The organism is Aurantiacibacter hainanensis, assembly GCF_036321025.1.
GTDB classification, from domain to species: Bacteria; Pseudomonadota; Alphaproteobacteria; order Sphingomonadales; family Sphingomonadaceae; genus Alteraurantiacibacter; species Alteraurantiacibacter hainanensis.
In genome coordinates this window covers 786,630-800,322 of sequence record NZ_JAZAPB010000002.1, presented here as the reverse complement: position 1 = coordinate 800,322, position 13,693 = coordinate 786,630, and the positions used below count along the sequence as shown (strand labels likewise).

Here is a 13,693-nt window from a genome sequence, read left to right as displayed (position 1 = left end):
GCGCTCACAGTTCGGCTCCCGTTGCGTCGGCCAGCGTCGCGGCGAGCGTTCGCCGGGCCAAGGGTATCTTGAAGTCGTTCTCGCCATAGCCCTGCGCATCTTCCAGCAGCAGGTCCGCCGCCTTGTCGAACAGCGCGGCAGAGGGGGTTTCCCCCGCCAGCAGTTCGCCGAGGCGCGGATCGTGCCAGGGCTTGTGCGCCAGCCCTCCGAAAGCGAGATCGGCGCGGGCGATGCGATCGCCCTCCATCTCCACGACGGCGGCGACCGAGACGAGCGCGAACGCATAGGACGATCGTTCGCGGACCTTCCGGTAGATTTGCTTTCCCTTTGGCGGCGAAGGGAGGGTTACGGCCGTGATGATCTCGCCGGGATCGAGCACATTGTCCTTGTGCGGCTCATCGCCGGGAAGGCGATGGAAATTGCGCACCGGCACCCTGCGCTGGGCGTTTTCCGGGCCGGCGATCTCTACCGTCGCGTCCAGCGCGGCAAGGGCCACGGCCATGTCGCCGGGATAGGTGGCGATGCAGTGCGGGCTGGTGCCCAGCACCGCGTGAATGCGCGCGATGCCATCGATCGCGCCGCACCCCGAGCCTGGCTCCCGCTTGTTGCAGGGCTGATCGATATTGGTGAAGTAATAGCAGCGGGTCCGCTGGCACAGGTTGCCCCCGGTCGTCGCCTTGTTGCGCAGTTGCTGCGTGGCGCCGGCCAGGATGGCCCGCGCCAGCACGGCGTATTCGCTGCGCACGCGCTGATGGGTCGCGGTGGCGGTGTTGGTGGCCAGCGCTCCGATAGAGAGACCGCCGTCGTCGGTGTCCGCGATCTCGCCCATCGAAAGCCTGTTGATGTCGACGAGTTCTCCCGGCGTCTCGACCTGCAGCTTCATCAGGTCGACCAGGTTGGTGCCGCCGGCGATGGGGGTGCCGTCTGCAGAACCTGTCAGGCGCGCTGCCTGTTCGAGGCTGTCGGCGCGGGCATACTGGAACGGCCTCATGCAGCGTCTCCCTCGGCAACTTCCGAAATGGCGGCCACGATGTTGGCGTAGGCACCGCAGCGGCATAGATTTCCGCTCATCCGCTCCCTGATCTCCTCGGCCGTCGCCTTAATCTCGCCCTCCAGGCTCTCGCTCGCGTCGCTCGGCCAGCCACTGGCGATTTCCTGCAGCATGGCGGTGGCGGAACAGATCTGGCCGGGAGTGCAGTATCCGCACTGGAAGCCGTCGTGCTCCACGAAAGCGAGTTGCAGGGCGGACGGAGCATCGGGCGTGCCCAGCCCCTCGATGGTGGTGACGCTGTCTCCTTCGTGCATGACGGCGAGCGAGAGGCACGAGTTGATCCGCATCCCGTTCACGATCACGGTACACGCGCCGCACTGCCCGTGATCGCAGCCCTTCTTGCTGCCGGTCAGTCCGCAATCCCTTCGCAGGAAGTCGAGCAAGCTCGTGCGGGGGTCTTCGGGAAGGTCGTAGTCGGTCTGGTTTACGGTGATCGGCACGGGGAGCGTTTCCTTTCACCCCTGCCAACGCGCTGCCTCGCGGAAGTGTCCGGAAGTATCAAAGATCGGGCAGAGACTGCTCGGCAAAGCCCCAGCCCGCCAGCGATTTGCTCTCGGCGCGATCTATCAGCCTCTTGGCATCGGCAATGCTCCAGGCCTTCGCATCCTTCAGGCTCTTCAACTCGTTCCAGGCGATGGGCGCCGCCACGGGAGCGCCGCTGCGTGCGCGGACGGAATAGGGCAGTACCGCGGTGCTGCCGCGCTGATTGCGCAGCCAGTCGATGAAGATGCGCCCCTTGCGCTTCGCCTTGCTCATCGTGGCGGTGAAGCGATCGGGTTCGGCCATGCTCAGCGCCTCTGCGAAGCGGCGGGAAAAATCCTTGTGCGCATCCCACCCGTGCCCCGTCGCCAGCGGCACGACCACGTGAACCCCCTTCCCGCCTGAAAGCATGGCAAAGCTGACCAGGCCGAGGTCCGACAGCCGGTCGCGAATGTCGCGCGCGGCGGTTTTCACGTCATCGAAATCCAGCCCCTCGTCAGGATCGAGATCGAAGATCAGGCGATCGGGCAGTTCCACATCGGTGCTGCGAGAGCCCCAGCCGTGGAACTCGATCGTCCCCATCTGCACGCACTGCAGCAGGCCGCGCGCGTCCTCTATGTACAGATAGTCTTCCGTGCCGCCGTCCTTCTCGCGAATGGGCACGTGCTTCACGGCATCGCCAAAACCGCCGCTGTCGTGCTTCTGGAAAAAGCACTTCTTCGCCCTCCCCTGCGGACAGCGCACAAGGCTGACGGGGCGGCGCGCCGCGAAGGGCAGCATGATCGGCGCCACGGCCTCGTAATAGTCGGCGAGGTCGCCCTTGGTCTGGCCGCTGTCCGGGAAGATCACCCGGTCCCGGCTCGAGATCTTCACACCCTCACGCTTCTCGGGCGAGGGAGACGTGGTTTCGGGGGTCACCTCGGCCGCATCCTTGTCGCCGCGCAGACCGAGGTAGCTGCCGTGGCGAATGTTTCCATCGGCCGTGAATTCGGCAAAGGCCACTTCGGCGACCAGCTTGGGTGTTACCCAGGTCACGCCGCGGCTGCTGGTCTTGTCCACTTCGGCAGGCGGGGTCTTGCGCTCCAGCCGCTTCAGTTTCCCTGCCAGTTCGTCCAGGTCGTCGGCGGAATAGCCCGTGCCGACGTTGCCCTTGTAGACGAGTTCGCCGCCTTCGTTCTGCGCCATCAGCAGGGATGAGAACGGTCGGCCCTTGGCGCTCGACTTCTTCCAGCCGATCACGACGAATTCCTGCCTGCGGGTGCATTTCACCTTTACCCACCGCTTGTTGCGCGCGCCGGAATAGCGGCCATCGACCGTCTTCGAGATGATGCCTTCCTGCCCTGCATCGCACATGGTCCGGTACAGCTTCTCCCCCGCGCCGATCACGTGATCGGCGACGAACAAGGGAGGCCCGGCTTCGCTCAGCAGCGCCTCCAGCCGTTCCTTGCGTTCGATATTGGAGAGATAGTCAAGCTTCTCTCCGCCCAGTTCCAGAAGGTCGAAGGCATGGAATTGCAGGGCATCGTCCTTCGACTGGCTGCCGTGCCCCCGCTTCAGCACGCCTTGAAGGGTCGAGAAATCGGGATTGCCCTTGCTATCGATGCCCACGATTTCACCGTCGATCAGGCATGACGGGAGATCCAGCGCCGCGATTGCCTCCACCAGCGGTCCGAACTTGTCGGTCCAGTCCTTGCCGCTGCGGGTATAGACGCGCACCGTGTTTCCCTTCGCGGCGACGAGGGCACGATAGCCGTCGAACTTGATTTCGTGCATCCATCCGTTGCCGGAGGGAACTTCGTCCACCAGCGTGGCGAGTTGCGGCTTGCGGAACTTCGGCAGCGGTGCATCCTTCCTGGGCCGCGACTTGCGCTTCTTGTCGGTGTGTGCGCTCGCCTTTCCCATCTGTTCGAGAAAGGCATCGTCCTTCTTGCCCTCGAGCGAGAACTCACCCTGCTTGTCGGCGGCGATTTCGGCCATGGATCTCCCGGTCGCAACGCTCGTAAGCTCGCGCTGCACCAGCACGTCGCCTTCCTGCGCGTGATCGTCCTGCAGCTTGCGGAGCAGCCAGTTTTCCCGCTTTTCTCCCGGCTTTTTCTTCAGCCTTATCAACAGCCATTCTCCCTGCATCCGCTCGCCGTTAAGGCAGAAATGCAGGTGGCCCTTGTCGATGTCGCTGGCGCTCTTGCCCTCGACCGGCTCCCAGGTGCCGCGATCCCACAGCATCACGGTGCCGCCGCCGTATTCGCCCTTGGGAATCGTCCCTTCGAAGGTGTTGTAGGACAGCGGGTGATCCTCCGTGCGGACCGCCAGGCGCTTGATGTCCGGATCGGGCGATGGACCCTTGGTTACCGCCCAACTCTTCATCACGCCGTCGATCTCCAGGCGCAGGTCCCAGTGCAGCCGCGTGGCATCGTGTTTCTGGACGATGAAGGCGTTGCCCGTCTCGCTGCTTTCGCGCGTGCCGGCAGGTTCGGGCGTCGCCTTGAAATCGCGCTTGGCATTGTATTCGGCCAGCGGATCGGAAGATGTACGCTTGCCGGCCATGTCAGGCCGACTTCTTGCGCTTTGCCGGAGTCTTCTTGCCGTCCACCGACTTCTTCAGCGCAGCCATCAGGTCGATGACGTTCGAACCCTCGGTATCTCCCGGCTCCTCGACATCCTCCAGCACCTTCTTGCCGCTCTTCGACTTCGCCTTCTTGTCGATGAGCGCGCGCAGGGCGTCGGCATAGCGATCCTCGAACTCGCTGGCGTCAAAAGGCGCGCTTTTCTGGTCGATCAGCGTCGTTGCCAGATCGAGCAGTTCCTTCTTCGGCTTGCTTTCGCCGATATCATCGAAGAACGCCTGGCCCTGCCGCACTTCGTCGGCATAGCGCAGCGTTTCCAGCAGCAGGCCCTTGCCGCACGGCTTGATCGCCACCAGCTTTTCACTCCCGCGGATCGCCAGCTGCCCCAGCGCGACCTTCTTCGCCTTGCGCAGCGCTTCCCTCAGGACGATGAAGGCTTCCTCCGCCAGTTCGTCCTTCGGCGCGACGTAGTAAGGCTTTTCGAAATAGAGCGGGTCGATCTCGTTGATGTCGACGAACTGCACCAATTCCAGCGTGCGCTTGCTCTCCAGCTTGACTGCGTCGATCTCCTCGTCGTCCAGCAGCACGTACTGGCCCTTGGATATCTCGTAGCCCTTGATGATCTCGTCGCGGTCCACGGGGCCGATGCCGGGCACGACCTTTTCGTAGGAAATTCGCTTTCCGCTGGGTTCGTGGATCTGGTTGAAACTGATCTTCGCGGACGACTTCGTGGCCGTGAAGATCTCTACCGGGATGGATACGAGCGCCAGCCTGATCTGGCCCTGCCAATATGCGCGAGCTGCCATCGGATACCTCCTTTGCCCATTACAGCGCTCTACAATGGGAAAAGTTGCAGCCGCAGGCGCTAGACCAACAGCGAACCGCCTTTGCCGATCAGGACGGCAGCGAACGTGCCTGCCGCAATGGCGACGCCGTAAGGCAGGTTCTTCGCCCAGCCCTTCGTCTGTCTGATCATCGCCCAGGCGAAGATCAGCACGACCAGCACGGCACCCGACAGGGCAGTCCCCAGGGCCAGCAGATGCGCCTCCGACAGCGGCAGCCAGATGGCGACGGCGGCATAGAACTTGGCATCGCCCCCGCCCCACACCCGCATCCCGAACAGGGCCATGGCCGCGATCAGGGCGATGGCGAAGTGGGCCAGGTGCATCAGCGCGGCGGACCAGGTCGGCAAGGCGAACAGCATGGCCGCCCCGGCAAACAGGATGGCCAGGTTGAGCCAGTTCGGTATGCGCCGCGTGGCAAGGTCATAACCGGCGGCAACAAGGCTCATCGCGCCAAGCGCGACGAGTGGCAGGACGTCGGGCATTCTCTAATCAGCCGGGATTATCGAGCCGCACCGCGATGGGGTACGGTTGCCGGTCTTGCGGCCGATGCGTTCCGCTGCCGCTTACGCGAATGCGGACGGCACCGTCGGGCCCGATGAAGCGGGAACCCTCGCTGGGTGTCCAGCGACCGTCCACGATCTCTCCTTCGACGACGCGCACTGCCGCAAGGTCGACCCGCTGGACATATCCCTCGGTATTTCCGGCAAGTTCGGGTCCGGCATCCGGCGCGCGGCCGACATGCATCACGGCAGGTCGGGCAGACCCGGCATCCGCAAGGCGTGCGCCCCAGTCTTCGCGAGGGGCGATATGTACCTGACTTGCGGATACGCGCTGCATGCGCCCCTGCGGCATCGGAGCCAGTTGGGCATCGACGGCACGGGCGGCGCTGGCCAGCTGGGTATCGGTCGGCGCGGCAACCTCGACGGGTTCGTTCCGGGCCAGGAGAGCTTGCTCCGCGGCGCTGTTTCGCGCCAGCATGGCGTCGCCGAAACGGGCGGCATTGCGCGCGAACCGCGCATCCCCGGGCGCTGCCGACACGGCCTGAGCGAAAAACCGCTCCGCCAGATCATAGCGGCCCAGACGATCGTAGGCGATGGCCATGCCATTGAAGGCCTCGCCAGCATGATCGGGATGGTAGGAAGCCTGGCGAAAAGCCGTCAATGCCGCGCCGGGCCGCTGTGCCTCCAGGTGGCGACGGCCGTCTGCCAGGCGCTGCTCGAAGTAGCTCGACATGTCGGGCGTCGAGCGTACCTCCGGGCTGCGTGCACCGAATATCGGAAAGGACTGGCAACCTGCGGTGGCCACGGCCAGCACGATCAGCGAAATACCTCTGGTTCTGTTCATCGTCGTTACCCCCCGGTTTTCATCGATATTTCAACCCGTCATCAGCGGGAAAATGTCACGGACCATTCGCACTGCGGCCGGCAGCATGATCACGCCGATCATGGTGGGCAGCATGAAGACGACCAGCGGAATGGAAATCAGCACAGGCAAGCGGTGAGCCTTTTCCTCTGCCCGCATCCGCCGCTTCTCGCGCATTTCCTCCGCATAGACTCGCAAGGTGGTCGCGACGGATGTACCCATCTTGTCAGACTGGATCAGCAGCGTGGTGAAGCTGCGGATCTCGTCGACCCCGGCCGCATCGGCCATGCGGCGGAAAGCTTCCTCGCGCGAGGCGCCTGCGCGCAGTTGCAGAACGGCGGTACCCAGCAAAGTCGCGACCAACGGGTGCGAACGGGCCATTTCCCTGGACACGCGGTCGAACGCTGCTTCCACGCCCAGCCCCGCCTCCATGCAGACCAGCATCAGGTCCAGCGCATCGGGAAAGCCGTTGATTACCTGCTCGCGGCGCCGGTCGGCTCTCGCCGCGACGTAGAGCGCGGGCACCATCAGGCCCATCAGGCCAAGGATCGAGCCGAAAACATAGAGCGTTAAGAAGCCCACCGGCTCCGGACGGGTGAGTGCGATGAGCAGGAAGAGGCCGGGCAGAACGAACACCAGACCCAGCCGGATCAGGGTGTAGATCCGCGGCGCCGCAGGCGATGTGTAGCCGGCCGAAATCAGCTTCTGGCGCAGGCGATTGTCCTGCGTATCGTTGAGATGGAGTCCCGTCCTTTCCACTGCCTCGACAATGGCGAGCCAGGCCGAATTAGTAGTCTGCCGGTGCGAGAGCGGATCGCGTCCCTCGAATACCGACTGCTGCTGTATGTTCTGCAGCTTGGCCCGCACCACCCTGCGGCGGTTGGCAAGTGCCAGAAGGGCGAAACTGATGATGACGACGACGACGAAGATGCCGATCAGCAGGGCAACGCGCAGGACATAGCTGGCTAGGATCTGTTCGAGCATGTCAGACCTTGATATCGATTAGCTTGCGGATCATGAGGAACCCGACGAGGTACATCACCATCAGGGAAGCGAACCCAAGCAGGAACGACCGTTCTTCAGCCACGCTGAGATAGAATTCGGGGTTGACCATGAACATCCCGACGAAGGCGAATATCGGCAGCGCGGTGAGCAGCCAGCCCGTCATTCGCCCTTCGGAACTGAGCGCGCGAACCTTCAGGAAAAGCGATGCCCGCGCCCTGATCACCTCGGAAAGGTTTTCCAGCACCTCGGCCAGGTTGCCGCCGGTTTCGCTCTGCACGGTCAGCGAAACCACGAACATGCGGATATCGTCGAGGTCCCAACGTTCGGCCATTTCGGAAAGGGCATCGGTCAGCTCGGCACCATAGGAAACCTCGTCCGAGACAAGTCCGAATTCGCTCCCGATGGGATCCTCCATCTCCTTGGTCAGGATAACCAGGGCCGATGCGATGGGATGGCCGGCCTTCAAGGCGCGCACGAAAACGTCGAGCGCGATCGGGAACTGCTCTTCGACGCGGCGGCGGCGGCGGGTTGCCATCATGTTAAGAACCATGAGCGGGAGCAACACGCTCAAGCACAGCGTGATGACAAGGCCCAGCAACAGGACCTCGAAGGACGCGATGACTTCCGTACCCGCGATGATCAGGAGGATTGCCGCGAAAACGAGGAGTGTCAAAAGGCCCATCCCCATCAGGACCTGAGTGAAGGAAAAGGGGATGCCGGACCCCGCGACCACGCGTTGCAAGGCCATCAAGGGCGTACGGAGCAGGCTGGGCACGCCTTTCAGCTCACGCGGCTGATTCTTCCTGAGTTCGGAAACAAGCTGATCGCGGCTCATCCCGCTCTTGATCAACGAGAGACGCTTGTTGATAGCGCGCACATGCGCGCCTTGCGACCACATCACGTTCAGCGCGAGCTGACTGACGAGAAAGATGGAAGCGAAAACCGCCAGTAGAAGTGCAAGTCGGGCGACGATATCGGGCATTATCAGGTAATCCTCACGTCGGGCCGGAACAGCTCGGCAGGCAGATTGATACCCGCAGCCCTGGCATGTTCGAGGAACTTGGGCCGGATGCCGGTAGCCTCGAAATCGCCGACCACCTTGCCGTCCTCGGTCCTGTCGCGAATCCGGAACACGAAAATGTCCTGCATGGTCACGACGTCGCCTTCCATGCCGGTGACTTCCGAAAGGCTCAGCACCTTGCGGCGTCCGTCAGACAGGCGGCCCACCTGAAGCACTACGTTGATGGCCGAGGCGATCTGCGCCCGGCTCGACTTCGAAGTGATGTCGATGCCGCTCATGCCGATCATCTGTTCCAGTCGAGAGAGCGAGTCGCGGGCGGTATTGGCGTGGATCGTGGTCATCGACCCGTCGTGGCCGGTATTCATGGCCTGCAGCATGTCGAAGGCCTCGCCGGCGCGAACCTCGCCCACGATAATGCGGTCGGGCCGCATGCGCAGCGCGTTCTTCACCAGTTCGCGCTGGGTCACCTCGCCGCGTCCCTCGATATTGGGCGGACGGGTTTCCAGCCGCGCGACATGCACCTGCTGCAATTGCAGCTCGGCGCTGTCCTCGATGGTGACGATGCGCTCGCGCTCGTCGATGAAGGAAGACATTGCGTTGAGCATGGTCGTCTTGCCCGAACCCGTGCCACCCGAGATCAGCACGTTGCGCCGGGATTGCACCACGGCCGACAGCACCTCGGCCATCGCCTGGGGCATGGAACCTATCTCGACGAGCCGGTCGATTCCGATGCGCTGGCGCGCGAATTTGCGGATCGAGAGAAGCGAACCGTCGATCGCCAGAGGAGCGACGATGGCATTCACGCGCGAACCGTCTGCCAGGCGAGCGTCCACGAAAGGCGAGCTTTCATCGATGCGGCGCCCGACTGCGCTCACGATCTTCTGGATGATGCGCATGAGGTGGCGATCATCCTTGAACTCGGTGCGAACCCGTTCGAGCAGGCCATGCCGTTCCACGAACACGTTCTTCGGCCCGTTCACGAGGATATCGGTGACATCCTCATCCTGCAGCAGGGGCTCGAGCGGGCCAAGACCGAACAGTTCGTCCAGAATGTCGCTGATCAGGGCTTCCCGCTCGCTGCGGTTCAGCACCTCTTCTTCCTCGACCAGCAGTTCCGTAACGATTTCGCCGATGCCCTCGCGCAAGTCGTCGCGCGTCATCTTGTCGAGCGCGCTGAGATTGATCCGGTCGAGCAGCGCCTTGTGAATCGACACCTTCAGTTCGAGCAGGCGGTTATAGCTCCTGCCCGACGCGACCTGCGCCGGCACGCGCGCCAGTTCGATCTTGGTGTCGGTTGCCTGCGCCGTGCTTTCTTCCGCATCGTTGGATGCTTCTTTCATATCTGCGAGCGGCGCCGGTCCGGATTGCTTCAACGTCCATCTCATGATCGGTCTCCGCTCAGCATGTTCCCTACCTTTTCAGCCAGTTCTGCGACGTCGCGGTAGAAGACGTTGCGCCGTGAAATCGTATCGACCAGGCGACCCTGATCGATTGCCTGGGCCAGTTCGCCCTTGTCGTCACGGATCGTGCCGACCACTTCGGCCCCCAGGGTGTCGGCGACATCCTGGACCGAGATATTGCGGAATCTGCCCTTCGTCGCGCGATTGACGACGATCTGCACCTTCCCCTTGCGAACGCCCACCTCGCGGAACAGGTCGAGGCAGCGACGGGCTTGGCGCAGGTGCGAAAGGCTCTGCTCCGTGATCAGAAAGATCCGGTCGCTGTCCGCAGCGGCCGAGAGCGAAAAGTTCGACCAGGCGGGCGGCATGTCGATCAGGACGAGATCGAATTCCGCACGTGCCAGACCGATGATCCGCAGCGCCTGATCCACGTCGACCTGCTCGAGCGGCAGAATCTCGGAAGGCGCGGAAATGATGTAGACGCCTTCGTCCTGTCGGGACGCGACATTGCGGACCATGTCCTGGTCCAGCCGTTCACCGGCCTCCAGCAGGCTGAGAATCGAACGCGGGGTCTCCATGCCGGCGTGTGCGGCGAGTTCACCCGATTGTAGATCGAGATCGATCAGGCAGCAGCGGAAGGGACCGTCGCTTTGCCGCACCAGTTCATGGGCAAGGTGGAGCATGATCGAAGTAGTGCCCGACCGGCCCAGGGCGCCCGCGAATGACAGGCTCGGCGCCAATGAAGTTTCGCTGTGTTCGGCCAGTTTCGCGCCGATGTTGATGATCTCTCCGGTCAGCTCGCCAAGGTCGAACGGCAGGGCGACGACATCGGAGACACCATGCCTAAGCAGGGTGCGCATCACCTGCAGATCCGCATTGCTGACTGCGGCGATGATGGCCAGATGCGAGTGCGAGCGCTTGATCGCAGTCAGCCGATCCAGAGAAGCATGCTCGTTTGCATCCACTTCCAAAACCAGCAATTCGCACTCGCGCAGGCGCTCGCGAGAAAGGTTCTCGCCCAGCCCCAGGTTCTCGACATGGAGGGAGGGAACGACCTGCCCGACTTCGTCCGCGACGCGGGCCGTCCAGCGGGACTCGGCCGCGATCAGCGTTCGCGGAGCGTTTCCACCTGCTTTGCTGGGATAGATGTCCAAGATATCCTTCATTGCTGAAATCGCACCTAGTTGCCCAAACTTCCTTCACCATCTTCCATGGTGAGGGAATGTGAGGTTCCCGGCAGCCCCAAATCTCGCAGTGTCCCAAGACTGATCGGTCTGAAGGTCTGGTTCTGCACCGTGATCTGCACGATCGGATCGACATCCGACCCGTTCGGATCGCCGGAGTAACCAAGCCCCGACCAGAGATAATCCACCGTCACATCTTCAGGTCCGATGCCGCCGTAGAAGGTATTCATGCGGTTCACGATCCGCCCGAAAGCCGCGGAATTGGCAGTGAGCGCGAACGCGCAGCTTCCGCCGGTTGCGCATGTGCAGCTTACCGTCCCGCCAGGTGCAGAGCAGCTTACACCAGGAAAGCTCGTCTGCGGAACGACAGTCCCCTGCGGAATGCCGCCACTGACCGCGAAACTGTAGCTGTCAAGCCCGGAGGGCACCATGTCGGTCACCACGGCATAGCGGGTTCCCATCATGGTCGCCTTTTCCAGTTGGCCGACATTCCACATCCAGCGCCCCACATCGATGGTGCCGAGCAGAAGGAGCAGGAGCAGCGGCAGGACAAGCGCGAATTCAGCCGCCGAACTGCCTCGCCGATCGCGCAGAAGGGACGCAAGGGTGCTCATATGCCCCCCACGGGCGCTTCGGCCTGAGCGACCACGTCGATATTGCTGATGTCAAAACCGAGCAGTCCTAGGATCGGCGTGTAATCGAAACGGGTCCAGATAAGCACCTTGGGCGCCTTTACATCGTCGGTAGCGCTATACAGCCCCGTACCGTAGGCGGCGTCGCAGCTTACGGTGATATTGATGTCGGCGGCTTCCCAGTCGGCAATCCGTGCGTTCCCGCCGTTGACGAGTCCGGTCAGCGTGACGTTGCGGATCCTGTCCTGCACCGTCGCTGCTCCGGTCGCGGAATTGTCGAAGGCCCCAGCGCCCGAACAATCGAAGAAGTCGAAATTCTGGCGCGATGCGAAACGCGCACCCTCGCGAACGTACTTGATCGCCTTGTGCTGTGTCTGAAAGTAATACCCGGCTTCCATCGTCGTGAATATCAGCGCGAAAGCCATGGGCAGGATCAATGCCATCTCCGCGGCGGCCACTGCACGAGTATCGCGCAGGAAGGGGAGAAGGCGGCCGAGCATTCTCATTCGATCAGGTACGGAGTGTCGCGCTTGATGGTCTGCGGCCCGCCCGTCCCTGCGCCGCCCCCGGCGATCGTCGCCGGGCCGATTACCTCGATATAGATCGAATCCCTTGCACGGCCCCGGGTCACCTCCGTGTTCTCGTCGATCACCGGTTCGACGAGGAAGGCATCGATATATTCGTCGATGACGACGGGGGTCGAACTGCCGCTGAGCGATGCACAATTCGAAACGACCGCGACAGTAAGAACGCGGCGGTCTGACGTCGCGCTACCAAGCTGGCAAATCCGGTTGCCGCGCTGCGGCCCCTTCCCGTTGCTGATATCGGGAACACCCGGCCCGGTTGCGCTCTGCTCCCACAGGTATGTCTCGTAACGGGTCATCCGGGCATGCGGCAGCGTGGCCGTGGGCAGCACGTTCCCAAGAGCGTCGGTTGGCGGGTTGGACAGCGGAAGAAAGGTCGGATGATAAAGGCGGAAATAGTCGCCGATCGGCCAATGCCCGTTGCCGAAACGATCGTTGTATCCCCCGTTCACAGACGAGCACGCCACGCCATAATTCGTGTAGTGACACAGATCGCGACCGAGGCTCATGACGAGCGGATTTGGGCCAGTGCTGTTCACGGGTGTTGTCCGCGTGTCGGTGCCGAGGCGGGGACGCGGATTGAACCGCTGATTGGCGGGGGGCAATTGCCAACCCTGGTTGCCGAGCCCGCACTGGTTGCCGGTCGTCCCGTTGTTGTTCTTGATGAGGTCTGTAACGACGCTCAAGGCGGCCGGACAACTGGTGCCGTCGCACGCCGCGAGCGCGCCGCCGCCCTGGGGCCGTATGTCGAACCGGGTATTGAGCGCCCGGTAGAGATTCTGCGAATTGCCTGTCTCGACGTTGTTCGCCGAGTTTTCGGGTATGCAATCGAAAGTGGCCGTTCCGAAGGCGATAGCCTGCGCCAGTTCGTTGGTCTGGCCGGAGCCGACCTCGAGGAAACCGAAGTTCCCGGGGGACCATGAGCCAGTGTTACCCGGATCCTTGCCGGTTGCCTGGATACCTACGCCGCGATTGCCCGCGGCATTGAACGGCTGGCTCGGGTCCGGGCTACAGATCATGATCGGCGGAATGGCGCAGACCGCCGATCCTATTCCCGCCAGGGCGATGCCGCTGGTGTTGCTTCCCAGCAGACCTCCCAACGAGGTGAAGGCATATCGCGCCGAACGCACGTCAACCCGCACTTCCACGAACTGCGCCGTCTCGTCTGTGGTCGCGACCGTGGTCTTGGCCGCATCCTCGTAGAACGTCACAGCGGGAGAGAACGAAGCGCAGGCGTCGTCCGACACGCCAACCGTGGCTCCACCGTTCACGGAGATGAGGTTACCGGTATCGTCGTTGGACATCAGGGTGATGTTACGCAGCAGTTCCACCGCCGCATTGCCCGCCCGGGCGCAGGCTCCGTCTTCCTCGTCAAGCTGCGTCACTGCCGCCAATGCAGCATGGTCGGCCGCCGTCTGCAGCTCGGAATCGAGCGCCATCAGGCGGTTGTAGTCGAATGCCGCGCCGGCGACGATGATCAGGCCCGTGATGGCGATCGCATAGGTCGCGGCGACCGCGCCGCTGTCGTCATGAAGGAACCTTCTGCGGCGAGGCATGGGTCAACT

The 13,693-nt window shown here is 62.9% G+C and carries 13 protein-coding genes; all 13 read right to left on the bottom strand.

Annotation, left to right across the window (positions count from 1 at the left end; translation table 11 throughout):
• Window positions 1-4: 4 nt before the first annotated feature.
• From AAA989_RS11190 to AAA989_RS11130, 13 genes are read right to left on the bottom strand one after another with little or no spacing between them, the layout of a single operon-like run.
• Window positions 5-991 (bottom strand): FAD binding domain-containing protein, encoded by a 987-nt coding sequence (locus tag AAA989_RS11190; RefSeq protein WP_338243582.1) that lies wholly within the window; start codon window positions 989-991, stop codon window positions 5-7.
• On the bottom strand, window positions 988-1,491 hold the full coding sequence (locus tag AAA989_RS11185) for a 2Fe-2S iron-sulfur cluster-binding protein (RefSeq protein WP_338243580.1): 504 nt from the start codon (window positions 1,489-1,491) through the stop codon (window positions 988-990). The genes AAA989_RS11190 and AAA989_RS11185 overlap by 4 nt, the downstream gene beginning before the upstream one ends.
• 58 nt (window positions 1,492-1,549) lie before the next feature.
• Window positions 1,550-4,075 (bottom strand): DNA ligase D, encoded by a 2,526-nt coding sequence (gene ligD / locus AAA989_RS11180; protein WP_338243578.1) that lies wholly within the window; start codon window positions 4,073-4,075, stop codon window positions 1,550-1,552.
• Between the two features lies 1 nt (window position 4,076).
• Window positions 4,077-4,901 carry a non-homologous end joining protein Ku gene (ku, locus tag AAA989_RS11175; protein WP_338243576.1) on the bottom strand — a complete coding sequence of 275 codons (825 nt, stop codon included), beginning with the start codon at window positions 4,899-4,901 and terminating at the stop codon, window positions 4,077-4,079.
• A gap of 59 nt (window positions 4,902-4,960) precedes the next feature.
• Window positions 4,961-5,422 carry an A24 family peptidase gene (locus tag AAA989_RS11170; RefSeq protein ID WP_338243574.1) on the bottom strand — a complete coding sequence of 154 codons (462 nt, stop codon included), beginning with the start codon at window positions 5,420-5,422 and terminating at the stop codon, window positions 4,961-4,963.
• Window positions 5,423-5,429: 7 nt separating this feature from the next.
• Window positions 5,430-6,284, bottom strand: a complete 855-nt coding sequence (locus tag AAA989_RS11165; protein WP_338243572.1) for a tetratricopeptide repeat protein — start codon at window positions 6,282-6,284, stop codon at window positions 5,430-5,432.
• Between the two features lie 30 nt (window positions 6,285-6,314).
• Entirely contained in the window at window positions 6,315-7,286 is a 972-nt protein-coding gene (locus AAA989_RS11160) for a type II secretion system F family protein (protein ID WP_338243571.1), read from the bottom strand.
• 1 nt (window position 7,287) lies between these two features.
• Window positions 7,288-8,289 (bottom strand): type II secretion system F family protein, encoded by a 1,002-nt coding sequence (locus AAA989_RS11155; protein ID WP_338243569.1) that lies wholly within the window; start codon window positions 8,287-8,289, stop codon window positions 7,288-7,290.
• Window positions 8,290-8,291: 2 nt separating this feature from the next.
• Window positions 8,292-9,668 (bottom strand): TadA family conjugal transfer-associated ATPase, encoded by a 1,377-nt coding sequence (locus AAA989_RS11150; protein WP_338243567.1) that lies wholly within the window; start codon window positions 9,666-9,668, stop codon window positions 8,292-8,294.
• A 41-nt stretch (window positions 9,669-9,709) separates the two neighbouring features.
• A complete protein-coding gene (locus tag AAA989_RS11145; protein ID WP_338243565.1) occupies window positions 9,710-10,894 on the bottom strand; it encodes a CpaE/TadZ family protein in 1,185 nt (394 codons plus the stop codon).
• A gap of 14 nt (window positions 10,895-10,908) precedes the next feature.
• A complete protein-coding gene (locus AAA989_RS11140) occupies window positions 10,909-11,526 on the bottom strand; it encodes a TadE/TadG family type IV pilus assembly protein (RefSeq protein ID WP_338243563.1) in 618 nt (205 codons plus the stop codon).
• Complete coding sequence (locus tag AAA989_RS11135) at window positions 11,523-12,050, bottom strand: TadE/TadG family type IV pilus assembly protein (protein ID WP_338243561.1); 528 nt, start codon at window positions 12,048-12,050, stop codon at window positions 11,523-11,525. The genes AAA989_RS11140 and AAA989_RS11135 overlap by 4 nt, the downstream gene beginning before the upstream one ends.
• A complete protein-coding gene (locus tag AAA989_RS11130; protein ID WP_338243559.1) occupies window positions 12,047-13,684 on the bottom strand; it encodes a TadE/TadG family type IV pilus assembly protein in 1,638 nt (545 codons plus the stop codon). The genes AAA989_RS11135 and AAA989_RS11130 overlap by 4 nt, the downstream gene beginning before the upstream one ends.
• Window positions 13,685-13,693 lie beyond the last annotated feature (9 nt).

Coding starts and splice junctions, on each gene's coding strand:
- AAA989_RS11160 (WP_338243571.1), bottom strand. CDS start 7,286: ATGCTCGAACAGATCCTAGCCAGCTATGTCCTGCGCGTTGCCCTGCTG.
- AAA989_RS11135 (WP_338243561.1), bottom strand. CDS start 12,050: ATGAGAATGCTCGGCCGCCTTCTCCCCTTCCTGCGCGATACTCGTGCA.
- AAA989_RS11155 (WP_338243569.1), bottom strand. CDS start 8,289: ATGCCCGATATCGTCGCCCGACTTGCACTTCTACTGGCGGTTTTCGCT.
- AAA989_RS11130 (WP_338243559.1), bottom strand. CDS start 13,684: ATGCCTCGCCGCAGAAGGTTCCTTCATGACGACAGCGGCGCGGTCGCC.
- AAA989_RS11150 (WP_338243567.1), bottom strand. CDS start 9,668: ATGAAAGAAGCATCCAACGATGCGGAAGAAAGCACGGCGCAGGCAACC.
- ku (WP_338243576.1), bottom strand. CDS start 4,901: ATGGCAGCTCGCGCATATTGGCAGGGCCAGATCAGGCTGGCGCTCGTA.
- AAA989_RS11165 (WP_338243572.1), bottom strand. CDS start 6,284: ATGAACAGAACCAGAGGTATTTCGCTGATCGTGCTGGCCGTGGCCACC.
- ligD (WP_338243578.1), bottom strand. CDS start 4,075: ATGGCCGGCAAGCGTACATCTTCCGATCCGCTGGCCGAATACAATGCC.
- AAA989_RS11140 (WP_338243563.1), bottom strand. CDS start 11,526: ATGAGCACCCTTGCGTCCCTTCTGCGCGATCGGCGAGGCAGTTCGGCG.
- AAA989_RS11190 (WP_338243582.1), bottom strand. CDS start 991: ATGAGGCCGTTCCAGTATGCCCGCGCCGACAGCCTCGAACAGGCAGCG.
- AAA989_RS11170 (WP_338243574.1), bottom strand. CDS start 5,422: ATGCCCGACGTCCTGCCACTCGTCGCGCTTGGCGCGATGAGCCTTGTT.
- AAA989_RS11145 (WP_338243565.1), bottom strand. CDS start 10,894: ATGAAGGATATCTTGGACATCTATCCCAGCAAAGCAGGTGGAAACGCT.